We start from the raw sequence: 23,055 nt of genomic DNA on the forward strand, positions 1-23,055 counted from the left end.
CCGTGAATGTTTACCCGTAATCGGGTGACACTCGCGTTGAGCGGGACAGTCAGGCCGGAATAAGGCCGACTGTCCACAGCGTCCTCGCTGTGTATGTTGCCTACCCGCCACAAGGGCCGGCAGGACTTTCAAAGGAACCTCGCCATCCGAAGATGGACGGGGTATCAACTAATCTGGCGTTGATTTTTGGCACGCTGTTGAGTTCTCAAGGAACGGACGCTTCCTTTGTACTCACCCTCTCGGGCTTTCCTCCGGGCTTCCCTTCGTTCTTGCGTTTCCGACTCTATCAGATCTTTCCGATCCGATTTCCTCGGTGCTTTCCGGTCCCTTTTGTTTTCACTCCGGGGGCCTTTCGGCGTTTCCGACTTTATCAGAAGATCTGAGTCGGATTTCCCGCCTCCCGTAGAAGCGTTCAGGCGCACGTCGGCGCCGGGGCTTCCCGTTCTGGCGGAGCCGTAAACGTACTGGAGCGGGGCGCCCCGATGCAAATCGAGGCGCCCCGCTCCGGTGCGTTGCTGGTCAGGCTCGTCAGACCTCGACGACGACCGGGAGGATCATCGGCCGGCGGCGGTAGGTGTCGGAGACCCACTTGCCGACGGTGCGGCGGATCAGCTGCTGGAGCTGGTGGGGTTCGAGCACGCCGTCCTGGGCCGACTTGTTCAGCGCCTGGTCGACCTTCGGGATCACGGCGTCGAACGCCGAGTCCTCGATGCCGGAGCCACGAGCGTGGATGTTCGGGCCGCTGACGATCTTGCCGGTGGAGGAGTCCACCACCACGAAGACCGAGATGATGCCCTCTTCGCCGAGGATGCGGCGGTCCTTGAGGTGGACCTCGGTGACGTCGCCGACCGAGAGGCCGTCGACGTACACGTAACCCGCCTGGACCTTGCCGGTGATCCGGGCGCGGCCGTCGACCAGGTCGACGACGACGCCGTCCTCGGCGATGACGATGTGGTCCTTGGGGATACCCGTCATCGCGCCGAGCTCGGCGTTGGCGCGCAGGTGGCGCCATTCGCCGTGGACCGGCATGAGGTTCTTCGGGCGGCAGATGTTGTAGAAGTACAGCAGCTCGCCGGCCGAGGCGTGGCCCGAGACGTGGACCTTGGCGTTGCCCTTGTGGACGACGTTCGCGCCCCAGCGGGTCAGGCCGTTGATCACGCGGTAGACCGCGTTCTCGTTGCCCGGGATCAGGGACGACGCCAGGATCACGGTGTCACCGGGGACGATCCGGATCTGGTGGTCGCGGTTCGCCATGCGGGACAGGGCCGCCATCGGCTCGCCCTGGGAACCCGTGCAGACCAGCACGACCTCGTCGTCCGGCAGGTCGTCGAGGGTCTTCACGTCCACTACGAGGCCGGCCGGGACCCGGAGGTAGCCCAGGTCACGGGCGATGCCCATGTTGCGGACCATCGAGCGGCCGACGAAGGCGACCCGGCGGCCGTACTCGTGGGCGGCGTCGAGGATCTGCTGGATGCGGTGCACGTGGCTGGCGAAGCTGGCCACGATGATGCGCTTCTGGGCGTTCGCGAAGACCGTGCGCAGGACGTTGGAGATGTCCTTCTCCGGCGGGACGAAGCCCGGGACCTCGGCGTTCGTGGAGTCCGAGAGGAGGAGGTCGATGCCTTCCTCGCTCAGACGCGCGAACGCGTGGAGGTCGGTGAGGCGGCCGTCCAGCGGGAGCTGGTCCATCTTGAAGTCGCCGGTGGCGACGGCCATGCCCGCGGGGGTGCGGATGGCGACCGCCAGCGCATCCGGGATGGAGTGGTTGACCGCGATGAACTCGCAGTCGAACGAACCCAGCACCTCCCGGTCCCCCTCCTTCACCTCAAGGGTGTAGGGGCGGATGCGGTGCTCCTGGAGCTTGGCCTCGATCAGGGCGAGGGTCAGCTTGGAGCCGATGAGCGGGATGTCCGGCTTGAGCCGGAGCAGGTAGGGGACGGCACCGATGTGGTCCTCGTGGCCGTGCGTGAGCACGATGCCTTCGATGTCGTCGAGGCGGTCCCGGATGATGCTGAAGTCCGGGAGGATCAGGTCGACGCCGGGCTGCTCCTCTTCGGGGAAGAGGACGCCGCAGTCGACGATGAGCAGACGGCCGTCGAATTCGAAGACCGTCATGTTCCGGCCGATTTCGCCGAGCCCGCCGAGCGGGATGACGCGCAGGGCGCCCTTCGGCAGCTTCGGCGGGGCGCCGAGTTCAGGATGCGGATGACTCAAAAGACTCTCCTCACCACGCACGCCACGTACCCCTTGGCACGTGGCGCGCATGACATTCGTGCACTTGCTGTTGTCAGTGTTCAGTTGTGAAGTCCGTTGTCAGAGCTCTACCCCGCCGGCGGCCAGGTCGACCTTGAGCTGCTCGGTCTCCTGGGGGGAGAGCTCCACGAGCGGCAGCCGCAGGGGGCCGGCCGGGAGGCCCTGGAGGGCGAGGGCGGCCTTGGTCGTCATGACGCCCTGGGTGCGGAACATGCCGGTGTAGACCGGGAGCAGCTTCTGGTGGATCTCGGTGGCCTTCTGGACCTCGCCGCCCAGGTGGGCCTCGAGGAGGGCGCGGAGCTCCGGGGTGACGACGTGGCCCACGACGGAGACGAAGCCGCAGGCGCCGACGGAGAGCAGGGGCAGGTTGAGCATGTCGTCGCCGGAGTACCAGGCGAGGCCGGAGCGGGCGATGGCCCAGCTGGCGCGGCCGAGGTCGCCCTTGGCGTCCTTGTTGGCGACGACGCGCGGGTGCTCGGCGAGCCGGACGAGCGTCTCGGTGTCGATCGGGACGCCGCTGCGACCGGGGATGTCGTAGAGCATCACCGGGAGCTCGGTGGCGTCGGCGATGGCCGAGAAGTGCCGGTACAGACCCTCCTGCGACGGCTTGTTGTAGTACGGGGTGACGGCGAGCAGGCCGTGTGCGCCGTCACGCTCGGCGGTGCGGGCCAGCTCGATGGAGTGGTGGGTGTTGTTGGTGCCGATGCCGGCCACGATGTGGGCGCGGTCGCCGACCGCCTCCAGTACCGCTCGTACCAGCTCCGATTTCTCCGCGTCGCTGGTGGTGGGGGACTCGCCGGTGGTCCCGTTGACGACGAGGCCGTCGTTGCCTGCGTCCACCAGGTGGGTGGCCAGTCGCTGGGCACCGTCGAGGTCGAGTGCGCCGTCCGCCGTGAAGGGCGTGACCATGGCGGTGAGGACCCGCCCGAAGGGGGTCTGCGGAGTGGAGATCGGAGCCATGGGTAACACGCTACTCGCTGCTCAGCGCCGGGTGTCCCCCTGGGGGGACAGGAGAAAGGGAGCCCGGCGCTGCCTGCTCGGGGGTTCAGGCAGCGCCGGGTCCGTTTGATCAGCCTAGATGAACTTCGTGAAACGTCGCAATACGGACACTTCGCTCGGGGTGTTCGGACATCAGTGCTCTACGGGGCCACACGGCCGTTCTTGTTGAAGGCTCCATGGGTCAGCGGCATCAGCCGGGCCCAGTGCTCTTCCATCTTCTCGCCGACCATCTCGATCTCCCGCTGCGGGAAGGACGGGACCGCGGCGAGCTCGTGCTGGGTGCGCAGGCCGAGGAAGTGCATCAGCGAGCGCGCGTTGCACGTGGCGTACATCGAGGAGAAGAGACCGACGGGGAGGACCGAGCGGGCGACCTCGCGGGCGACGCCGGCCGCCAGCATCTCCTGGTAGGTGGCGTACGCCTGCCGGTACGAGTCCTCCATCGTGCGGCTGACCAGGTCGTGCTGCTCCTGGGTGCCGTCGACGAAGACGTACTTGCCGGGGCGGCCCTCCTGGACGAGCTTGCGGGAGGCGTCGGGGACGTAGAAGACCGGCTGGAGCTCCCTGTAGCGGCCCGATTCCTCGTTGTACGACCAGCCCACGCGGTGCCGCATGAACTCCCGGAACACGAAGATCGGGGCGCTGATGAAGAACGTCATCGAGTTGTGCTCGAAGGGGCTGCCGTGGCGGTCGCGCATCAGGTAGTTGATGAGGCCCTTCGAGCGCTCCGGGTCCTTCTGGAGCTCTTCGAGGGACTGCTCGCCCGCCGTGGAGACCCGGGCTGCCCAGAGGACGTCGGAGTCGGCCGCCGCGCTCTTGACCAGCTCGACGGTGACGTCGCTCCGGAAGTCGATCTTCACGTTCTCGGTGGGGCTGTCGGTCACCAGCGGTCCTTCCAATCGGCTGTTGCAGTCGCCCACTCTAACGACGTCCTACCGGAGGATGAGATTCGGCCGCTTTGGTGAAATAGGGCACCAAAACCCCGGTTCTGTCGTCTCTCCCTGTGACACATGAAGACAACCCGAGGAGAGTGGCCCTGATGTTGAGCCGGAACGAGGCCGTACCGTTCGCGTTCGTCGCGGAGGCCGACCAATTCCGCAGTAACGTCACGCCGCCACCCCGGGAGCGCCTCGGCGCCTCACAGATCGTGGGCCGTACCCTGATCGGGCTGACGGTCGTGGCCGGTCTCGTGGGGTCGCTGATCTTCGGGATGCCGTCCCTGCAATCGGGCGACTCCGCCCGGAGCCAGCAGCAGTCCGAAGCCTCCGACAACCGCTGAGGTAGCCTCACCGGGCACTGCCCCTTCGAGCGTGCTTGTGAGTGAGGACCTGTCGTGCCCCTGCCCTTTCTGACGGCGGACCGTGCTTTTGACACGACCGACCACGTCGCCCTGCCGTTCGACGACCACGACCAGTGGCGTCGTCCGTACCGGCCCGGGTCCTGGCGGGTCGGAGCGGCGGCGCTCGCGCTGCTGCTGGCCTCGTTCGTACTCCTCGCCGCGGTGATCATCACCGCGGCCGGAGGCTTCAGCGGCGGGGCCGCCACCCTGACCATCGCCGTGCTGGTCATCCTGGCCGCCCTGCGGATGCTCCGTATGGGCACCTGGGTGAGCCGTGCCGGGATCCGGCGCGTGGCCTTCTTCTCGACCGTGACCGTGCCGTGGGCGAAGGTGACCCACGTCAGGACCGTGCAGCAGCCGGTGCGCTGGCTGGGGCTCCCCCGTACCGTCCAGGGCCAGGCCCTGGAGCTCGGTCGGCAGGGTGGTGAGCAGCTGATGCTGCTCACCGACCACAACGCCGACTTCCTCTCCCGTGTCGAGGCCTTCGACCGGGCGGCCGACACGGTCGAGGCCTGGAACGCCGAGTACGGCCGGCCGCAGGCCGCTACGCGCTGACCGGACGCCCCTCGTGGAGGGCGATGGCCCTCTGCATCGCCTTGCGGGCGCGGGGGGTGTCGCGGGCGTCGTGATACGCGACCGCGAGCCGGAACCAGCAGCGCCAGTCGTCCGGCGAGTCCTCCGTCTCGGCCTTGCGCCGGGAGAAGACCTCGTCGGCCGAGTCGCGGTCGATCCGGCCGCCCTCCGTGCGCTTCAGCTCGTCGACGGGCAGGCCGCCCTCCGCCTCCAGTTCGGTGGCGAGGCGGCCCGCCTGGCGGGCGAACCGGGTGTTCTTCCAGAGGAACCAGCCGCCGACGGCGGGCAGCAGGAACGCCACCGCGCCCATGCCCATGGCGGCCGGTTCACCCGTGAGGAGCAGCAGGACGCCCTCCATCGCCACCACGCCGAAGACGAGGACGAGGACGGTGGCCAGGAAGACGTACGTGATCTTTCCGCCCATGGCCGTCAGCCCAGGTCCAGGAAGTTCTCCAGGCCGAAGGTGAGGCCCGGAGTACTGGTGACACGGCGGGCGCCCAGAAGGATGCCCGGCATGAAGCTGGAGTGGTGCAGCGAGTCGTGGCGGACCGTGAGGGTCTCGCCCTCGCCGCCGAGCAGCACCTCCTGGTGGGCCAGCAGGCCCGCCAGGCGTACCGAGTGGACACGGACGCCGTCGACGTCAGCGCCTCGCGCGCCGTCCAGGGCGGTCGCGGTCGCGTCCGGCTGGGCGCCGAGACCGGCCTCGGCGCGGGCGGCGGCGATCAGCTGGGCCGTCCGGGCGGCGGTGCCGGAGGGTGCGTCCACCTTGTGCGGGTGGTGCAGTTCGACGACCTCGACGGACTCGAAGTACGGGGCCGCGATCTGGGCGAACTTCATGGTGAGGACCGCGCCGATGGAGAAGTTCGGAGCGATGAGGACGCCGGTCTCCGGGGAGGCGGCGAGCCAGGTCCGCAGCTGCGCGAGGCGCTCCTCGGTCCAGCCGGTGGTACCGACGACCGCGTGGATGCCGTGGCGCACGCAGAAGTCGAGGTTCTCCATGACCGAGCTGGGGGTCGTCAGCTCGACGACCACCTGGGCGCCCGCCTCGGTGAGCGTCTCCAGCTTGTCCCCGCGGCCGAGGGCCGCGACCAGTTCCATGTCCTCGGCGGCCTCGACGGCCCTCACGGCCTCGGAGCCGATACGGCCCTGTGCACCGAGGACTGCCACGCGCAGCTTGCTCATTGCTTCGTCTTCCTTACGGATCGGGGTCAGGAGACCGCTTGGTGGAGGCGGTCCGCCTGCTTGTCCTTCAGCGGGCCGATCACCGAGAGCGAGGGCCGCTGGTCCAGTACATCGCGGGCGACCTCCCGGACCTCGTCCGGGGTGACGGCCGCGATCCGGTCCAGCATGTCGTCGACGGACATCTGGGTGCCCCAGCACAGCTCGCTCTTGCCGATGCGGTTCATCAGCGCGCCGGTGTCCTCCAGGCCGAGCACGGTCGAACCGGAGAGCTGGCCCACGGCGCGGGCGATCTCGTCGTCCGTGAGGCCGTCGGAGGCGACCTTGTGGAGTTCGTCGCGGCAGATCTTCAGGACGTCGTGGACCTGGCCCGGTCGGCAGCCCGCGTACACCCCGAAGAGGCCGCAGTCGGCGAAGCCGGAGGTGTACGAGTACACGCTGTAGGCCAGGCCGCGCTTCTCGCGGACCTCCTGGAAGAGACGGGAGGACATGCCGCCGCCGAGGGCGGTGTTCAGTACGCCCAGCGCCCAGCGGCGCTCGTCGGTGCGGGCCAGACCCGGCATGCCGAGGACCACGTGGGCCTGCTCGGTCTTCCGGTTCAGGAGCTCGACGCGGCCCGCCGCGCGCAGGGTGCGCAGGCCGTCGCGGGGGGCGACGGGGACGGCGTCGGTACGGGTGAGCGCGCCGGCCTTCTCGAAGGCGCGGCGGACCTGGCGTACCACCGTGGCGTGGTCGACGTTGCCCGCGGCGGCGACGACCAGGTGGGTCGGGTCGTAGTGCTTCTTGTAGAAGCGGGCGATCTGGCCGCGGGTGAGGGCGTTGACCGTGTCGACGGTGCCGAGGACCGGGCGGCCCAGCGGGGTGTCGCCGAACATGGTCTGCGCGAACAGCTCGTGCACCACGTCACCGGGGTCGTCCTCGGTCATCGCGATCTCTTCGAGGATGACACCGCGCTCGGCGTCCACGTCCTCGTCGAGGATGAGCGAGCCCGTGAGCATGTCGCAGACGACGTCGATCGCCAGCGGCAGGTCGGTGTCGAGGACCCGGGCGTAGTAGCAGGTGTACTCCTTCGCCGTGAAGGCGTTCATCTCGCCGCCGACCGCGTCGATCGCGGCGGAGATGTCGAGGGCGGACCGCTTGTGGGTGCCCTTGAAGAGGAGGTGCTCCAGGTAGTGGGTCGCGCCGTTCAGCGAAGGGGTCTCGTCGCGGGATCCGACGTGCGCCCAGATGCCGAAGGTGGCGGAGCGCACGGAGGGGAGGGTCTCGGTGACGATCCGGAGGCCGCCGGGGAGGGTCGTACGGCGGACCGTGCCGATGCCGTCCCTGCCCGGGAGAAGCGTTTGGGTACGGGCGACGGCCCGCCCCTCCGAAGAGGGGCGGGCCGTCGCGCGGGAACTACGGGACGTCACTTGGCAGCGTCGTCCTTGTCACCCTCGGCAGCGTCCTCGTCCGCGATCACGGGGATCAGGGACAGCTTGCCGCGCTGGTCGATCTCGGCGATCTCGACCTGGACCTTGGAGCCGATCGCCAGCACGTCCTCGACGTTCTCCACGCGCTTGCCACCGGCGAGCTTGCGGATCTGCGAGATGTGCAGGAGGCCGTCCTTGCCCGGGAGCAGGGAGACGAAGGCACCGAAGGTGGTGGTCTTGACGACCGTACCCAGGTAGCGCTCGCCGACCTCCGGCATGGTCGGGTTGGCGATGCCGTTGATCGTGGCGCGGGCGGCCTCGGCGGCCGGGCCGTCGGCGGCACCGATGTAGATGGTGCCGTCGTCCTCGATCGTGATCTCGGCGCCGGTGTCCTCCTGGATCTGGTTGATCATCTTGCCCTTGGGGCCGATGACCTCACCGATCTTGTCCACCGGGATCTTGACGGTGATGATGCGCGGCGCGTTCGGGGACATCTCGTCCGGAACGTCGATCGCCTCGTTCATCACGTCGAGGATGTGCAGACGCGCGTCGCGGGCCTGCTTCAGCGCGGCGGCCAGGACCGAGGCGGGGATGCCGTCGAGCTTGGTGTCGAGCTGGAGCGCGGTCACGAACTGCTTCGTGCCGGCGACCTTGAAGTCCATGTCGCCGAAGGCGTCCTCCGCACCGAGGATGTCGGTGAGGGCGACGTAGTGCGTCTGGCCGTCGATCTCCTCGGAGATCAGACCCATGGCGATACCGGCGACGGCGGCCTTCAGCGGCACACCGGCGTTCAGCAGCGACATGGTGGAGGCGCAGACCGAGCCCATGGACGTCGAACCGTTGGAGCCGAGGGCCTCGGACACCTGACGGATCGCGTAGGGGAACTCCTCGCGCGTCGGAAGGACCGGCACGATGGCGCGCTCGGCGAGCGCGCCGTGGCCGATCTCACGGCGCTTGGGCGAGCCCACGCGGCCGGTCTCGCCGACGGAGTACGGCGGGAAGTTGTAGTTGTGCATGTAGCGCTTGCGGGTCACCGGGGAGAGGGTGTCCAGCTGCTGCTCCATACGGAGCATGTTGAGGGTGGTGACGCCCAGGATCTGGGTCTCGCCACGCTCGAACAGCGCCGAGCCGTGCACGCGCGGGATGGCCTCGACCTCGGCCGCGAGCGTACGGATGTCCGTGAGGCCACGGCCGTCGATGCGGACCTTGTCCTTGATGACGCGCTCGCGGACCAGCTTCTTGGTCAGCGCGCGGTAGGCGCCCGAGATCTCCTTCTCGCGGCCTTCGAAGGCCGGGAGGAGCTTCTCGGCGGCGAGCTCCTTGATGCGGTCGAGCTCGGCCTCGCGCTCCTGCTTGCCGGCGATGGTGAGCGCCTTGGTGAGCTCACCCTTGACGGCGGCGGTGAGCGCCTCCAGGACGTCGTCCTGGTAGTCCAGGAAGACCGGGAACTCGCCGGTGGGCTTGGCGGCCTTGGCGGCGAGGTCCGACTGGGCCTTGCAGAGGGCCTTGATGAAGGGCTTCGCGGCCTCGAGACCGGCGGCGACGACCTCTTCGGTCGGCGCCTCGGCGCCGCCCTTGACGAGCTCGATGGTCTTCTCGGTGGCCTCGGCCTCGACCATCATGATCGCGACGTCGCCGTCCTCGAGGACACGACCGGCGACGACCATGTCGAAGACGGCGTCCTCAAGCTCGGTGTGCGTCGGGAACGCGACCCACTGGCCCTTGATCAGGGCGACACGGGTGCCGCCGATCGGGCCGGAGAAGGGCAGGCCGGCCAGCTGCGTGGAGCAGGAGGCGGCGTTGATCGCGACCACGTCGTACAGGTGGTCGGGGTTGAGCGCCATGATCGTCTCGACGATCTGGATCTCGTTGCGCAGGCCCTTCTTGAAGGAGGGGCGCAGCGGCCGGTCGATCAGACGGCAGGTGAGGATCGCGTCCTCGGAGGGGCGGCCCTCCCGGCGGAAGAAGGAGCCGGGGATCTTGCCGGCCGCGTACATCCGCTCCTCGACGTCCACCGTGAGGGGGAAGAAGTCGAGCTGGTCCTTGGGGCGCTTCGAGGCGGTGGTCGCGGAAAGGACCATCGTGTCGTCGTCCAGGTAGGCGACGGCGGAGCCGGCGGCCTGCTTGGCGAGGCGGCCGGTCTCGAAGCGGATGGTGCGGGTACCGAAGGCGCCGTTGTCGATGACGGCCTCGGCGTAGTGGGTCTCGTTCTCCACTAGCGGTTTCTCCTACGTGTTCGTCTTTGCGTCCGGGGCCCGTGTGGCCGGGGACGGTGTGCGACGGGGGCGGAGAAGCGCGCCTCGGGTGCTGGCCGGTCTTCGATCGAAGCACCCGGGGATTCGTTCCGGGGGCCACTACCGAGGACCGGCGGCGAGCCGGCGGCTCCTCGCTCGTCGTTATGGGGGTTGTGCGACCAGCCTACGGGCCGATGCGCACTTTGTGCACGTACAGCAAAGGGAGCGGCCCCCTGAAAGGGGGAACCGCTCCCTCAACGGCGACTTACTTGGCGCCGCCGGCCGCACCACGGCGGATGCCGAGCCGGTCGACGAGCGTACGGAAGCGCGCGATGTCCTTCTTGGCCAGGTACTGCAGCAGGCGGCGGCGCTGGCCGACCAGGATCAGCAGACCACGACGGGAGTGGTGGTCGTGCTTGTGCTGCTTGAGGTGCTCGGTCAGGTCCGAGATGCGACGGGACAGCATGGCGACCTGGACCTCGGGGGAGCCGGTGTCGCCCTCCTTGGTGCCGAACTCGGTCATGATCTGCTTCTTGACAGCGGCGTCGAGAGCCACGCGGATCTCCTCTAGGTATTCGTGCGCCCGCGAGTGCCCCTGGTCTTGATCTCAGGGGAAGCTTCCGTGACTCGACGGGCGAAGGTCCGATGGGCGCAGCTTCCAGAGGATTCCGGGAGCGCGTACACAAACGGCCGTCACACAGCGTACCAGCTCGCCGGAGCGCCCCCGGAGCAGACCTCTACTTGCTGGTCAAGGACCGGACCGTGGTGAAGACGTCGAGGACGGCGAGGCAGAGCGGGACGAGGGAGAGCAGGACGACGCCCTCGGCCAGGTCGAGGAGCCGGCCCCAGAACGGGGAGAGGCCCTTCCTCGGGATGATCAGGCCGATCGCGGTGATCAGCGCGGCTCCGGCGGCGACCGCCGCGGTGAGCCAGATCGTCCGGATGTCCAGGGGGCCCCGGTCCCCGTACATGAGGAAGTCCTTGATCAGGTCCACCGGCGGGTTGAGGGAGAGGCCGAGGACGAGCAGGGCGATGGCGGCGATGCCGGCGACCAGGACGCAGGCGACCTGCGAGGTGTAGCGGAAGAGGCGGGCGCGCAGCAGCATCGCCAGGCCGGCGGCGAGGGCGAGGAACTGGCCCCAGACGTTTCCGGCGAAGCCGAGGACGGCGGCGGAGCCGACGACGACCGCCGCGCAGCCGCCGACCAGGCCGAGGAGCATCTCGTGGCCGCGGCGGGCCTGGAGCGCGATGCGCTCGCCGTCGACGGGCTGGAGCTCCTCGCCGGGGGTCTGCTGCGGGTCGCCGTGGAACTCGTCGTCGGTGGCGCTGCGGGGAGCCGCGTAGCCGATGGGGAGCCGGGCGAAGCGGGCGGAGAGTCCGGGCAGGAAGGCGACCAGGCCGATGGCGACGGGGGCGCAGGCGGCGGCCGTCTCGGTGGCGGTCGACTCGGTGAGGATCGCCACGAAGGTGGCGAGGGTGCCGACGGTGGCGAGGAAGGTGGCGGCGACGAAGGGTGCGTCACCGCTGGGGGTGAGCGCGACCAGGGCCACCGAGGCGACGAGGACGGTGACGGAGCCGAGCAGGAACTGCAGTCGGCCGGGGCCCTGGCCGGCGTCGGGGCCGACGATGCCGGAGCCGGCGATGAGCAGCAGCGGCAGCGCGCCGAGGCCCAGGGCGACGGCGGTCGCCCGGTCGCCGTACACGCGGGCACGCACTCCGGCGAAGGCGGTGAGGAGGAATCCCGCGGCGCCCGCGATGATCCCGGGGAGGCTGTGCATGTCGTGGCGGACCGGGTCGGCGAACCACAGCACGAAGCCCATCAGGACGAGGAGCAGCACGCCGCCGACGAGTCCGGCGCCGCGCAGCAGTTCGTCGCTCCACAGGTGCCGGTCGCGGGTGACGGCGGAGGCGACGGCGTCGGACACGTCGTCGTAGACGGCCGGCGGCAGGGACTGGGCGAACGGGCGCAGGGAGAGCACCTCGCCGTCGAGGACCTGCTGGGCCGCGAGGGTGCGGGCCCCGTCGAGGACGGATCCGTCCCGGCGGACCAGGTGGTAGCCCGTGGGCGTACCGGCGGCCTGTGTCTGTCCGGTGAGCCGCAGGATCTCCGGGTAGACGTCGGCGACGGCGATGTCCTCGGGGAGTGCGACGTCGATGCGGCTGTCCGGCGCCACGACGGTGACGCGGCAGAAGCCGGTCGCTGCGGTCGTACTCACGTGTCTGGACCCCCTGATTCGCGGTTGCGCACGATGCGCGCGCCACCCTACCGGGGACGGGGGGTGGGGGCTGCAAGTAGGATCGCCGTCCCATGGGGGAAGTCCGTGCGCTCGGCTGCCGACAGGGGTGCCGTGCGGATGCTCCCGCCACGAGCCCGCCTCCAACGAGGGATTGATGCGCCGGTGAGCCAGATCGTCGTCAAACGCCCGCCGAGGTCACTTCCGCCGGAAGTGCCCGGTGAGGAACTGATCCTGGAGTCTCCGCCGGAACTCCCGCGGGGACAGCAGGAGTCGGCGTTGATGCAGCTCCTGCCGATGCTCGGCATGGGCTCCTCGGTCGTGTTCTTCTTCATGACGCCGTCGCCGATCATGAAGATCATGGGCACGCTGATGCTGGCGTCGACGGTCGCGATGGCCGTCGCCCAGTTCGTCAGATTCCGTCGCGGTACGCAGGGGCAAATGTCCGATGTCCGCCGCGACTACCTCAAATACCTCGCGCAGACCCGTCGTACGGTGCGCCGCACGGCCCGCAAGCAGCGGGACGCGCAGCTGTATCTGCACCCCTCCCCCGAGCAGTTGTGGTCGGTCGTGGCCGAGGGCTCGCGGGTGTGGGAGCGCCGGGTCGGCGACCATGACTTCGGGCAGGCGCGGATCGGGCTGGGGGCGCAGCAGTTGGCGACCCCGCTGGTGGCCCCGGACACGGCTCCGGTGGACGAGCTGGAGCCGCTGTGCGCGGGCGCCATGCAGCAGTTCCTCGCGGTGCACGGCACCCTGGACGGACTGCCGATGGCGGTCTCGATGCGGGCGTTCTACCACGTGACGGTGTCGGGTGACGCGGAGTCGGCGCAGGCGACGGCGCGTGCCCTGGTGTCGCAGCTGGTGACCCTGCACTCCCCCGACGACCTGATGCTCGCCGTGGTCGCGACGCGGCCCGCGCAGGAGCGCTGGGACTGGACGAAGTGGCTGCCGCACACCCAGGTGCCGGGGCAGGTCGACGGGGCGGGCACGAAGCGCCTGTTCGGCGACGACCTCAATGAACTGGAGCAGTTGATCCGCTCGAAGCTGGACGGGCGGCCGCGGTTCTCCCGGGAGAACCAGCCGGTCCTCGACCAGCCGCACGTGGTCGTGGTCCTGGACTCCGATTCGACGCGCGGTGGCATGGTGCCGCCGGACTCCCTGCTCGCGGCGGCCGAGGGCCTCCAGGGCGTGACGATCGTCGAGGTGGTCTCCGGCGACCTCGACGAGCCGCGCGGCGGTCTCTCGGTGGTGGTTCGGCCGGGCCGGCTGCGGCTGGAGTCGGGAGGCGGCTTCGCGTACGAGGGGCTGCCGGACGGCATCTCGCTGCCCGCGGCGGAGGCCCTGGCGCGCCAGCTGGCCCCACTGCGGATGGGCGGCGGGGACGACGACGAGCCGCTGCTCGCCAATCTGGACTTCACGGATCTGCTGAACCTGGGCGACGCCGCCTCGGTGGACGTGGCACGGACCTGGCGGCCCCGCTCGGTGGCCGAACGGCTCCGGGTGCCGATCGGTGTCGGCGAGGACGGCCAGCCGGTCATGCTGGACCTCAAGGAGGCCGCGCAGGAGGGCATGGGCCCGCACGGTCTGTGCGTGGGCGCCACCGGTTCCGGAAAGTCGGAGCTGCTGCGGACGCTGGTCCTCGGTCTCGCGGTGACGCACTCCTCGGAGACGCTGAACTTCGTCCTCGCGGACTTCAAGGGCGGCGCGACCTTCGCGGGCATGTCGCAGATGCCGCACGTGGCGGCGGTCATCACCAACCTGTCCGACGACCTGACGCTCGTCGACCGCATGGGCGACGCGATCCGCGGCGAGCTGCAGCGGCGCCAGGAGCTGCTGCGGTCGGCGGGCAACTACGCCAACATCCACGACTACGAGAAGGCGCGTGCGGCGGGTGCCCCGCTCGAACCGCTGGCCTCGCTCGTCCTGGTCATCGACGAGTTCTCCGAGCTCCTCACCGCCAAGCCGGACTTCATCGACATGTTCATCCAGATCGGCCGCATCGGCCGCTCCCTGGGTGTGCATCTGCTGCTCGCCTCGCAGCGCCTGGAGGAGGGCAAGCTGCGCGGCCTGGACACGTACCTCTCGTACCGGATCGGTCTGCGGACGTTCTCGGCCGCGGAGTCGCGGACGGCGATCGGTGTGCCGGACGCGTACCACCTGCCGTCCGTGCCCGGTTCGGGCTATCTGAAGTTCGGTACGGACGAGATGACCCGCTTCAAGGCGGCGTACGTCTCGGGGACCTACCGGACCGGCGGGCCGCGTCTGGAGATCGGGCAGCTGCCGGTGGAGCGGCGTCCCGCGGTGTTCACGGCGGCGCCGGTGCCGGTGGTGTACGCGGCGCCGGACCCGGCATACCTCACGGCGCAGCGGGCGGAGGAGGACGACGCGCTCGCGGACACCGTCCTCGACGTGATCGTGCGCCGTCTGGAGGGCCAGGGCGTGCCGGCGCACCAGGTGTGGCTGCCGCCGCTCGACCAGGCGCCCTCGCTCGACCAGCTGCTTCCGGGTCTCGCGCAGACCGCGGACCGGGGGCTCACGGCGACGGAGTACACGCGTCAGGGCGGGCTCACGGTGCCGCTCGGCCTCATCGACAAGCCGTTCGAGCAGCGGCGTGAGGTGCTGTACCGGGACTTCTCGGGCGCGGCCGGTCACATGATGGTGGTCGGCGGTCCGCAGTCCGGCAAGTCGACGATGATGCGGACGCTCATCTCGTCGTTCGCGCTCACCCACACCCCGGCCGAGGTGCAGTTCTACTGCCTGGACTTCGGTGGCGGCGGCATGGTCTCGCTCGCCGACCTGCCGCACGTCGGCGGGGTCGCGTCCCGGCTCGACCCGGAGCGAGTGCGGCGTACGGTCGCCGAGGTGATGGGCGTGCTGAACCGGCGGGAGGAGTTCTTCCGCTCGAACTCCATCGACTCGATCGCCACCTACCGGCGCAAGCGGGCCGCGGGCGAACTGCCGGGCGAGGCCTGGGGCGACGTCTTCCTGGTCGTGGACGGCTGGGGCGGTTTCCGCAACGACTACGACATGCTGGAGCCGATCGTCGCGGACATCGCGGCGCGCGGTCTGGGCTACGGCATCCATGTGGTGATCACCGCCTCCCGGTACATGGAGGTGCGGGCGGCGCTCAAGGACCAGATGCTGGGCCGGCTCGAACTGCGGCTCGGTGACGTCATGGACTCCGAGTTCGACCGCAAGGTCGCGGCGAACGTGCCGCCCGGCGTACCGGGTCGCGGCCAGGTGCCGGAGAAGCTCCACTTCATGGGGGCGCTGCCGCGCATCGACGGGTCGAGCTCGTCCGTGGACCTGTCGGACGGCACGTCGGCGTTCGTACGGTCGGTGCAGGCGTCCTGGACCGGGGCCCCGGCCCCCGCGGTGCGGCTGCTGCCGCGCAAGCTGCCGGCCGAGCGGCTGCCGAAGGGCTTCGAGTACCCGCAGCACGGCATCGCGATCGGTATCGACGAGACGAACCTGGAGCCGGTGTTCGTCGACTTCGAGTCGGACCCGTTCTTCCTGGTCTTCGGCGAGAGCGAGTCCGGCAAGACGGCACTGCTCCGGCTCATCGCCAAGCAGCTGTGCGAGCGGTACACGCCGGAGCAGGCGCGGATCGTGGTGGGTGACTACCGGCGCACGATGCTGGAGGCGGTCGCACCCTCGCACCTCCTGGAGTACGCGCCGATGGCCTCCGCCATGCAGATGCACATGGAGGCGATCAACACGGTGATGACGAAGCGGGCGCCCAAGCCCGACATCACGCCGCAGCAGCTGCGGGACCGCAGCTGGTGGACGGGGCCGCAACTGTACGTCCTGGTCGACGACTTCGAGCTGGTGGCCACCAACTCGGGGAACCCGCTGGCGGTCCTGGTGGAGAACCTGCCGTTCGCGCGGGACGTCGGCATCCGGTTCATCGTGGCGCGCAGCGCCGCGGGCGCGTCCCGGGCGATGTACGAGCCGTTCATGCAGCGCATGAGGGAGCTGGGCGCGCAGGGCGTGCTGCTCTCCGGCGACCCGGGCGAGGGCGACATCCTCGGCAACGTCCGGGCCCGGCCGATGCCTCCGGGCCGGGGCACGTTCGTGTCGCGGAAGCGGGGCACGCCGCTGGTCCAGCTGGGCTGGCTGCCGGAACGGCACTGACGGAGCGGCTCCGGCAGAACCGCTCTGCCGGAGCAGGTCCGACGGAGCAGGCCCGGCGAAGCAGGCCTGGCGGGCGCGGGAATTCCCGCTGATCGGGTACGGCGGTCCCACTACTGTGGGAGGGACCGCCGTACCACCGCGAAGGGAACGCGCCGATGACCGACGCAGACACCAGCACGAGCAGCTCCGACAGCGCCGCGGGCAGCGCCGCCGACAGCGCTCTGGCCGCCGAGAAGCAGCGCCAGAAGGACGAGCTGTACGCGCTCGACATCTCCGGCGTCGCGTGGGAGGGCGCTCCCGGGACGAGCCCGGACGAGGAGCGGGTGGAGATCGCCCGGCTCCCCGAGGGCGCGGTGGCGATGCGTTCGTCCCTCGACAAGGAGACGGTGCTGCGTTACACGAAGGCCGAGTGGGACGCGTTCGTCCTCGGCGCCAGGGACGGCGAGTTCGACCTGCGGTGACCCGCGGACGCACGTGAGGGGGTGGCCCGTCGGACGGGCCACCCCCTCACGCGTGTCTCTGCCGGTCGGCAGAGTCGCTCACATCATGCGGAACCGGGCGGCGTTGCCCTTGTCGGTGTCCTGGTAGCCCATGACCGACTCGTCGAGGAGCTGGGCGATGCGCGCCAGGTCCTGGTTCATGCCGGCCATGTCACGGGTCAGGCGGTCCTGGCTCTCGCGGTAGGCGACCTTCGCCTCGCCTTCCCAGTTGGAGGCGACACGGTTGACCTCGGCCATGAGGTCGTCGAGCTTCTGGGTGAGCGTGGTGGAGGTCAGGCGGGTGTCGGCCGCCGCCTGCGTCACGGTGTCGTAATTGACCGCAGTGGTCATGATGATGACTCCTGAAGTGAGAGTGGCGCGGAGGACTGTGGGGACCGGGCTGCTCAGACGCCCAGGATGGCGCTCTGGCCGCCGCCGCTGGAGTCCATGGTCTTGAAGGACCGCAGACGGTCCTCTTCCTCCTGCGTGAACCCGTCGGCGCTCATGCGCATGATCTCCTCGAGCTTGCTGAGCTCGGCACGCATGCTGCGCAGACGCTGGTTCAGGTCGTTCTGGACCCGGTCGTACTCCTTGCTCGCAGCGCCCTGCCAGCCCGCCTGGACGCGGTCGACCACGCCGTTGAGGTTGGTGATGCGGGACTGGAGCTCGTCGGAGAAGTCCTGGATCCGGCCGGCGAGCTTGACTTGTTCGGCACTGGTTACGTTCAGGTCTTTCGACATCTTGCCCCTTCTTCCTTCGGTGACGTCGACGGCTGGGCCATCGGGCCATCCGGTCGTGATGCGGACGGGAATCTTCTGATGCCGCCCCCGTGCTGGGATCGCACTGCCGTGCGCCCAGCGGTCACTTTAGCCATTGACGGCGGCAGTTCCAACTGCAAAGGAGGGTCGGGATACTTGACCGCTACGCGGGTCAACGTGCCCCCCTTCTGCGGCGGCTGTCGCGGATCACAGTGGCGGTCCCGGCGACCACGGCCACCAGGACGACACCGATCCCCAACGTGTAGGTGGCGAGCCGTTCGGAGCGCTCCTGAGGCGTCTCCGACAGCGCCAGACGGGCCGGCTCGGGAGCCGGCGGCTTGGGCGGGCGAGGGTCGGGCGTGGGCGCGGTGGGCGGCGCCCCGGGGGCGTCCGCCAGGGCCCGCACCGGGTCGACCACACCCCAACCGACGTAGTTGTCACGTCCGTTGACCGAGCGGACGGCGGTCTGCTCGATCCGGGCGACGATCTGCGCCGCGGTCCAGTCGTCGTGCTCGGCGCGGAGCAGGGCGGCGACACCGGCGACGTACGGCGCGGAGAAGCTGGTGCCGTTGTCGACGCACTGGCCGCCGCCGGGGACCGTGGAGACGACGTCGACGCCGGGGGCGGCGACGCCCACGAAGTCGCCGGCCTGGGAGAACGCGGCGCGCTCGTTGTTCCGGTCGGAGGAGGCGACGGCGAGGACGCCGGGGAAGGCGGCCGGGTAGGTCTTCTTGAAGGTGCCGTCCATGCCGTCGTTGCCGGCGGAGGCGACGACGACGACATCCCTCTTGATCGCCTCGGCCACCGCCTTGGCCATGTCCGAATCCGCGTCGAGCGGCTCGGTGGTGTCCTGCGAGATGTTGATGACGTGGGCGCCCTTGGCGACGGCCCACGTGATGGCCTGTGCCATCGTGTCGGACTTGCCGCTGTTCTTCTCGTCGTTCTGCCGGATCGGGATGATCGTCGCCTCGGGCGCGAGGCCGACGAAGCCGGTTCCCTTTCGGGGGCGGGCGGCGATGATGCCGGCGACCTTGGTGCCGTGGCCGACCTGGTCGACGGTGCCGTCGGTCTTGCCGCGCTGCTCGTCGCCGAAGCCGGGGTTCTTCTTGTCGGGCTTGAGGTAGTCCTTGCCCAGCTTGGGATCGACGGCGCTCCGCAGCTGCGGGTTGACGTCGTCGACGCCCGTGTCGATGACCGCGACCTTGACGCCCTTGCCCTTGGTGTCCTGCCACAGCTCGTCGAGGAGGACCCGCTGGAGCGGCCAGGGGGTGTCCGCGATCTGCTTCTTCATCGGGAAGGTGCATTCGCCGCTGCCGTCGAGGACGGGGCCGTCGCTGCGCTCCGGGGCGGACGGGGCGGCCGAGGCCGCGCCCGGGGCGGCGAGGAGCGCGCCGAGGGTGCCCGCGGCGAGGAGGGCCGCGGCGCGGGACGGCGTACGGGACGTCGTGCGGGAGTTCTTCGTCACCGGTGCCACCCCCTAGGAACCCTGCGGCTGACGCGCGCTGTTGGCGTCGAGCCGGGGACCCTTCGAAAGGAACTCGGACCATTCGATGGGGATCCGGGCCGGCACGACCTTCTCGTAGCCGAGACGCTTCTGGGCGTCGCTGGGTTCCGGGCGTCCGTCGGCCGACTTCTCCTTGTCCCCGGTGCCGATCTCGGAACGGGCGGAGTCACTGTCGCCGTTGGCCTGGACCGCGTAGCGGAGGCCCGTGTCGGTGACGAGGAACAGCGAGCCGTCGGGCGTCTTCTGCTTGCCCTGGATCTGGGTGTAGAGCAGACCGGTGCCGGGCGTGACGTACGTGCTGCTGCCGCCCGCGGTGATGTCGGCCGGGTATTTGGTGCCCGACCAGGTCATGAGGGTCGTCTGCCCCCGCTCGCCGACGCCGGTGAGGACGCTGCAGACGGTGTCGCGGGCGTCCACTCCGGAGACGGAGTTGACGACCTGGGTCGTCTTCTTCTTCGGCCACTTCACCCCGCCGTGGAAGACGGTCGGGTCAGGGACGAAGGAAGAGGCGTCGGCGGGCGTGGCCTTGCCGTCCATGTCGAGCGAGCGGGTCTGCGGGGCGTTGATGAGCAGCCAGGCGGTGAACGGCGTGACCGGCTGCACCTTGCCGGGGAGCACGACGTAGTTCTGGGGCCCGGAGCCGGTCGCCGCGAGGAGGACGTTGCCGATCCGGCTCTCGGTCTCGGTCAGGGTGGCGCCGGGGATCTGGGTGGTGCGGCCGACATCGCCGCTCGCGATGCGCGGGAAGTCGATCTCGTCGCCGGTGTTCAGCGTGGCGAGCCAGTCGTCGGTGACCGGCTGCGGCTCCCTGCCGAGGCCGACGAGCGCGGTGAGCAGTCCGGTGGAGTCGGCCTTCACCGGGTACTTGGTGCCGGTGTGGTCGACGAGGAACTGGGCCGCGCCCTTCTGCCCCTTGACGTACAGGATCTCCCCGTCGTCGAGCCGGTTGTCGTCCTCGGTGAGCTTCAGGTCCCGCTCGGCGAAGACGAAGGTCGCCTTCTGGACGCTGGCGCCCGCGCCGCCACCGGGCTGCTCGCAGACCGCCCAGCGCTTGGACTTCCCCGCCTCGTCCGCGGTGGGCAGCCGGTCGGGGGCGTACGGGATGCCGAGGATCGGGCCGCGCGGGGGCGTGCCCTTGTCCAGCTCCGTGTCGGAGACCTGAACGACCTGGAACTGGTCGGGGTTGAGGAGGAGCCGCGCGGAGGCGAGGTTGAGGACCGGGTGGAGCAGCGTCTTCGCGTCCTTGCCCTTGCCGGTCTGCAGGACCACGTACCGGGTGGTCGACTGCTTGCCGACGATGACCCGGGTGCCGGGCATGTCCCAGTTCTTGGGGGCCTGCGGCTTGAACATGCCCCAGGCGCCGAAGCCCGCGACGACCAGCGCGGCGACGATCATCCCGGGAAGGATCGCGCGCAGCGGCTTCGGTGCCCCCTCCTCCGTGCCGGAGGGCGAGGGTTGGAGGAATGCCGCCACCGTGCGCTTCTTCGCAAAGGTGTACGCGTTGAGCTCATCCCGCCGCGATGCCATGAGTCCCCATTCTCGTCAGGCGCGATCTTCGCGCGGGAGCCAGGGAGGTGACACCCTGGCCCCGGCCGTCGGACCGGCCCCCTACTATGCCTGCTGTCCCGTGGGGTTCGTGGGGCGGGTAGGGTGATCCGGCCGCCAAAGCCCTGGCGGGCCAGGGTGATCGGGATGAATTGAGGGGGATTCTCCATCATGGCTTCCGCGACGCGGACGCGGCCCGCCGCGGCCACCACTTCAGAACCCCCGTCCACGGGACCTGTTTCCTCGGTCTCGCCGAGGCTCCAGGCGCGCCCGGGACACTTCGGTTCGTTTCAACTGCAACAGCTCGTACTGGTCGAGGTGGCGGCGGCGCTGCTCCTTGTCGCCTGGGTCGTCGAGCCGGTGCTGCTCGCGCCCGCCGGCGTCGTCGCCGTCGTGCTCGTCCTGCTCGCGGTCGTCCGCCGGCACCGCCGTTCACTGCCCGAGTGGCTCGGTACGTTCTTCGCGCTGCGGGCCCGTAGCCGCAGGGCGTCCTCGTTCACGGTGCCGGAGGGCACCGAGCCGGGACTCGCTCCGGTCGTGGAGTGCGACCCGGCGCTGCGGACCTACGCGTACAGCGACCGTGACCGGCGTCCGGTCGGCATGATCGGCGACGGCACCTTCCTGACGGCTGTGCTGCGGGTCGAGTCGGACGGCACGGCGCTGCGCCCGGACCGCGGCGCGCGGCCGCTGCCCGTCGGGATCGTCCGTGACGTGCTGAGCGTGGACGGCATCCGTCTGGAGTCGGCGCAGATCGTGCAGCACACGCAGCCCGCTCCCGCGCCGCACCTGCCCGCGCAGTCGATGGCGGCCCGCAACTACGGGCCGCTCCAGGCGCAGACGGGTTCGCCCGCCGTGCGGATCACCTGGATCGCGCTCAAACTCGACCCCGAACTCTGCCCGGAGGCGGTCGCCGCGCGCGGCGGCGGTCTCGCGGGCGCGCAGAAGTGCGTGGTGCGCGCGGCGGACCAGCTGGCCAGCCGGCTCGCGGGCGCCGGGTTCAGCGCGAGCGTGCTGACGGAGCAGGAGCTCACCTCGGCGCTCGCCACCTCGACCTGCGCCAGCCCGATGGCGATAGCGCAGGCCGGCCGGGGACAGACGCAGGGGCGTCGGACCCAGGAGACCGCGCGGACCTGGCGGGTGGACGACCGGCGGCACACGACGTACTGGGTGGGGCGCTGGCCCCAGCTCGGCGGCCAGGGCGGCGCGGGGGCCTCGATGCCGCAGCTGGTGGCCCTGCTGACCTCGCTGCCCGCGCTCGCGACGACGTTCAGCCTGACGCTGAGCGGCGGGGACCGGCAGGAGGTGACGGTGGCCGGGCATGTACGGATCACCGGGCGCAGCGACGAGGAACTGGTCGCTGCGCGGCACGAACTGGAGCGCGCGGCGCGCGGGGTGAGGACGGGACTCGTGCGACTCGACCGTGAACAGGTGCCCGGCATGCTCGCGACGCTTCCGCTGGGAGGTGCGCGCTGATGTCCCACTCCGCTTCCTCTCCGTCCTTCGGTACGCCGGCTCGTTCCGGCGGTTCCGCCGGCTCCGGCAGGTCCGGCAGGTCCGCTTCCCGGGCGACGGGTTCCCGGGGGACGGGGCGCGCCACGAAGCCCCGGTTCGGTTTCGGGCTCGTCGGGCCGCGCCGCGACCGGCACGCCGTCCCCCTCGACCAACTCGAGGCGCTGGCCCTGCCGGTCGGCGACGACGGCATGGTGATCGGCGTCGACGCCGAGAGCCGGCCGGCGGTGCTCGGCATCAACCGGCCCGTTCCGTACGACATCACGCTCATCGGCGGTCTGTGGACCGCGCAGGTGCTGGCCCTCCGGGCCGCCGCGACGGGTGCCCGGGTGGCGGTCGAGACCGGCCGCGCGCAGGCCTGGACGGCGCTGGCGCAGGCCGCCGGCGGCGGGCAGCCGTGCATCTCGCTGCACGACGTGGGTCGCGTGCCGCCGCAGGGCGCGTCCGCGGGCAGTCCGGTGGTCGTGGTCCGTGACTGCGGCATGCGGCCGCCGCGCGGCCGGGTCGTGTCGGCGCCCTGGCAGTCGGTGGTGACGCTGCTCCCGTACTTGAGTCCGGTCGCGCCCCGGCTCCTAGAGAAGTCGTCCCTCGTCGGCGTCCAGCGGGTGTCCCCCGACGAGGCCGCGCAGATCGGCCGCATCATGAGCCTGCCCCGCCATGAGTACGAGGCGCTGTCCACGCTCGCGGACGGAGTGACGCTGTGGTGTACGCCGAGCGACCGCCAGTTCGTCATGACGCAGGGGACCGACGCCGAGACCGGATTGTTGGGCGGCGCGCGCCGGATGGACTGAACGGCACGAAGTCGTTCAAGTACGTCCCTTTTTGCATCGTTTTGAACGGTCGGGGTTCTCACTCTGCGGCGCGGCCAGGTCACTTGGTGACCGAACCGGGTCACGGGGACGGGCGCGG

19 protein-coding genes and 1 rRNA gene (1 of these 20 cut by a window edge) are annotated in these 23,055 nt (G+C 70.1%); 6 read left to right on the forward strand and 14 right to left on the reverse strand.

Features of this window, described 5'->3' with window-relative positions:
- The 4 genes from OG259_RS11820 to thyX form a co-directional block, all read right to left on the reverse strand.
- Window positions 1-7: ribosomal RNA gene (locus OG259_RS11820) — 16S ribosomal RNA — on the reverse strand; it reaches 1,519 nt to the left of the window's first position.
- Between the two features lie 521 nt (window positions 8-528).
- Window positions 529-2,214 carry a ribonuclease J gene (locus tag OG259_RS11825; RefSeq protein WP_328942243.1) on the reverse strand — a complete coding sequence of 562 codons (1,686 nt, stop codon included), beginning with the start codon at window positions 2,212-2,214 and terminating at the stop codon, window positions 529-531.
- 99 nt (window positions 2,215-2,313) lie between these two features.
- Window positions 2,314-3,213, reverse strand: coding sequence for a 4-hydroxy-tetrahydrodipicolinate synthase (dapA, locus tag OG259_RS11830; RefSeq protein ID WP_328942244.1), 900 nt, complete (start codon window positions 3,211-3,213; stop codon window positions 2,314-2,316).
- Window positions 3,214-3,392: 179 nt separating this feature from the next.
- On the reverse strand, window positions 3,393-4,133 hold the full coding sequence (thyX, locus tag OG259_RS11835; protein ID WP_055600971.1) for an FAD-dependent thymidylate synthase: 741 nt from the start codon (window positions 4,131-4,133) through the stop codon (window positions 3,393-3,395).
- Between the two features lie 155 nt (window positions 4,134-4,288).
- Here thyX and OG259_RS11840 point away from each other — a divergent pair, with 155 nt between their 5' ends.
- Window positions 4,289-4,528, forward strand: a complete 240-nt coding sequence (locus OG259_RS11840; protein WP_328942245.1) for a hypothetical protein — start codon at window positions 4,289-4,291, stop codon at window positions 4,526-4,528.
- A 54-nt stretch (window positions 4,529-4,582) separates the two neighbouring features.
- Window positions 4,583-5,143: a hypothetical protein gene (locus OG259_RS11845; protein ID WP_328942246.1), complete on the forward strand. Its 561-nt coding sequence runs from the start codon at window positions 4,583-4,585 to the stop codon at window positions 5,141-5,143.
- On the opposite strand, the gene OG259_RS11850 is transcribed toward OG259_RS11845, so the two are convergent.
- The 6 genes from OG259_RS11850 to eccD all read right to left on the reverse strand — a co-directional run bounded on the left by OG259_RS11850 (window position 5,133) and on the right by eccD (window position 12,199).
- Complete coding sequence (locus OG259_RS11850) at window positions 5,133-5,585, reverse strand: hypothetical protein (RefSeq protein ID WP_266897349.1); 453 nt, start codon at window positions 5,583-5,585, stop codon at window positions 5,133-5,135. The genes OG259_RS11845 and OG259_RS11850 overlap by 11 nt on opposite strands.
- A gap of 5 nt (window positions 5,586-5,590) precedes the next feature.
- Window positions 5,591-6,343, reverse strand: a complete 753-nt coding sequence (dapB, locus tag OG259_RS11855) for a 4-hydroxy-tetrahydrodipicolinate reductase (protein ID WP_266897347.1) — start codon at window positions 6,341-6,343, stop codon at window positions 5,591-5,593.
- Window positions 6,344-6,369: 26 nt separating this feature from the next.
- A complete protein-coding gene (locus OG259_RS11860) occupies window positions 6,370-7,749 on the reverse strand; it encodes a M16 family metallopeptidase (protein WP_328942247.1) in 1,380 nt (459 codons plus the stop codon).
- A complete protein-coding gene (locus OG259_RS11865; protein ID WP_328942248.1) occupies window positions 7,746-9,965 on the reverse strand; it encodes a polyribonucleotide nucleotidyltransferase in 2,220 nt (739 codons plus the stop codon). Before OG259_RS11865 ends, OG259_RS11860 begins: the two co-directional genes overlap by 4 nt.
- Before the next feature lie 283 nt (window positions 9,966-10,248).
- Window positions 10,249-10,539, reverse strand: a complete 291-nt coding sequence (gene rpsO / locus OG259_RS11870; RefSeq protein WP_231071434.1) for a 30S ribosomal protein S15 — start codon at window positions 10,537-10,539, stop codon at window positions 10,249-10,251.
- Window positions 10,540-10,720: 181 nt separating this feature from the next.
- Window positions 10,721-12,199 carry a type VII secretion integral membrane protein EccD gene (gene eccD / locus OG259_RS11875; protein ID WP_328942249.1) on the reverse strand — a complete coding sequence of 493 codons (1,479 nt, stop codon included), beginning with the start codon at window positions 12,197-12,199 and terminating at the stop codon, window positions 10,721-10,723.
- A gap of 183 nt (window positions 12,200-12,382) precedes the next feature.
- Between eccD and eccCa the strand changes: the two genes are divergently transcribed.
- Together eccCa and OG259_RS11885 are read left to right on the forward strand one after the other, a co-directional pair.
- Window positions 12,383-16,351 carry a type VII secretion protein EccCa gene (gene eccCa / locus OG259_RS11880; protein ID WP_328942250.1) on the forward strand — a complete coding sequence of 1,323 codons (3,969 nt, stop codon included), beginning with the start codon at window positions 12,383-12,385 and terminating at the stop codon, window positions 16,349-16,351.
- A gap of 155 nt (window positions 16,352-16,506) precedes the next feature.
- Window positions 16,507-16,812, forward strand: coding sequence for a DUF397 domain-containing protein (locus OG259_RS11885; RefSeq protein WP_443051950.1), 306 nt, complete (start codon window positions 16,507-16,509; stop codon window positions 16,810-16,812).
- Window positions 16,813-16,890: 78 nt separating this feature from the next.
- On the opposite strand, the gene OG259_RS11890 is transcribed toward OG259_RS11885, so the two are convergent.
- The 4 genes from OG259_RS11890 to eccB form a co-directional block, all read right to left on the reverse strand.
- On the reverse strand, window positions 16,891-17,181 hold the full coding sequence (locus OG259_RS11890) for a WXG100 family type VII secretion target (RefSeq protein ID WP_266897328.1): 291 nt from the start codon (window positions 17,179-17,181) through the stop codon (window positions 16,891-16,893).
- Between the two features lie 53 nt (window positions 17,182-17,234).
- The gene (locus OG259_RS11895; RefSeq protein ID WP_266897326.1) at window positions 17,235-17,570 is read right to left on the reverse strand and encodes a WXG100 family type VII secretion target; all 336 of its coding nucleotides are present in this window, start codon (window positions 17,568-17,570) and stop codon (window positions 17,235-17,237) included.
- Between the two features lie 190 nt (window positions 17,571-17,760).
- Entirely contained in the window at window positions 17,761-18,879 is a 1,119-nt protein-coding gene (gene mycP / locus OG259_RS11900; protein WP_443052123.1) for a type VII secretion-associated serine protease mycosin, read from the reverse strand.
- Window positions 18,880-19,065: 186 nt separating this feature from the next.
- Window positions 19,066-20,619, reverse strand: coding sequence for a type VII secretion protein EccB (gene eccB / locus OG259_RS11905; protein WP_328942252.1), 1,554 nt, complete (start codon window positions 20,617-20,619; stop codon window positions 19,066-19,068).
- Window positions 20,620-20,808: 189 nt separating this feature from the next.
- Between eccB and eccE the strand changes: the two genes are divergently transcribed.
- Window positions 20,809-22,110 (forward strand): type VII secretion protein EccE, encoded by a 1,302-nt coding sequence (gene eccE, locus OG259_RS11910; RefSeq protein ID WP_328942253.1) that lies wholly within the window; start codon window positions 20,809-20,811, stop codon window positions 22,108-22,110.
- The gene (locus OG259_RS11915) at window positions 22,110-22,937 is read left to right on the forward strand and encodes a hypothetical protein (RefSeq protein ID WP_328942254.1); all 828 of its coding nucleotides are present in this window, start codon (window positions 22,110-22,112) and stop codon (window positions 22,935-22,937) included. The genes eccE and OG259_RS11915 overlap by 1 nt, the downstream gene beginning before the upstream one ends.
- The last annotated feature ends 118 nt before the right edge of the window (window positions 22,938-23,055 follow it).

It is taken from the genome of Streptomyces sp. NBC_00250 (assembly GCF_036192275.1).
Classification (GTDB): Bacteria; Actinomycetota; Actinomycetes; order Streptomycetales; family Streptomycetaceae; genus Streptomyces.

What these genes read in the sequence shown, in the direction of transcription:
- dapA (WP_328942244.1), bottom strand. Translation starts at nt 3,213, where the DNA reads ATGGCTCCGATCTCCACTCCGCAGACCCCCTTCGGGCGGGTCCTCACC.
- OG259_RS11840 (WP_328942245.1), top strand. Translation starts at nt 4,289, where the DNA reads ATGTTGAGCCGGAACGAGGCCGTACCGTTCGCGTTCGTCGCGGAGGCC.
- OG259_RS11850 (WP_266897349.1), bottom strand. Translation starts at nt 5,585, where the DNA reads ATGGGCGGAAAGATCACGTACGTCTTCCTGGCCACCGTCCTCGTCCTC.
- dapB (WP_266897347.1), bottom strand. Translation starts at nt 6,343, where the DNA reads ATGAGCAAGCTGCGCGTGGCAGTCCTCGGTGCACAGGGCCGTATCGGC.
- OG259_RS11885 (WP_443051950.1), top strand. Translation starts at nt 16,507, where the DNA reads ATGACCGACGCAGACACCAGCACGAGCAGCTCCGACAGCGCCGCGGGC.
- OG259_RS11890 (WP_266897328.1), bottom strand. Translation starts at nt 17,181, where the DNA reads ATGACCACTGCGGTCAATTACGACACCGTGACGCAGGCGGCGGCCGAC.
- OG259_RS11895 (WP_266897326.1), bottom strand. Translation starts at nt 17,570, where the DNA reads ATGTCGAAAGACCTGAACGTAACCAGTGCCGAACAAGTCAAGCTCGCC.
- mycP (WP_443052123.1), bottom strand. Translation starts at nt 18,879, where the DNA reads ATGAAGAAGCAGATCGCGGACACCCCCTGGCCGCTCCAGCGGGTCCTC.
- eccB (WP_328942252.1), bottom strand. Translation starts at nt 20,619, where the DNA reads ATGGCATCGCGGCGGGATGAGCTCAACGCGTACACCTTTGCGAAGAAG.
- eccE (WP_328942253.1), top strand. Translation starts at nt 20,809, where the DNA reads ATGGCTTCCGCGACGCGGACGCGGCCCGCCGCGGCCACCACTTCAGAA.
- OG259_RS11915 (WP_328942254.1), top strand. Translation starts at nt 22,110, where the DNA reads ATGTCCCACTCCGCTTCCTCTCCGTCCTTCGGTACGCCGGCTCGTTCC.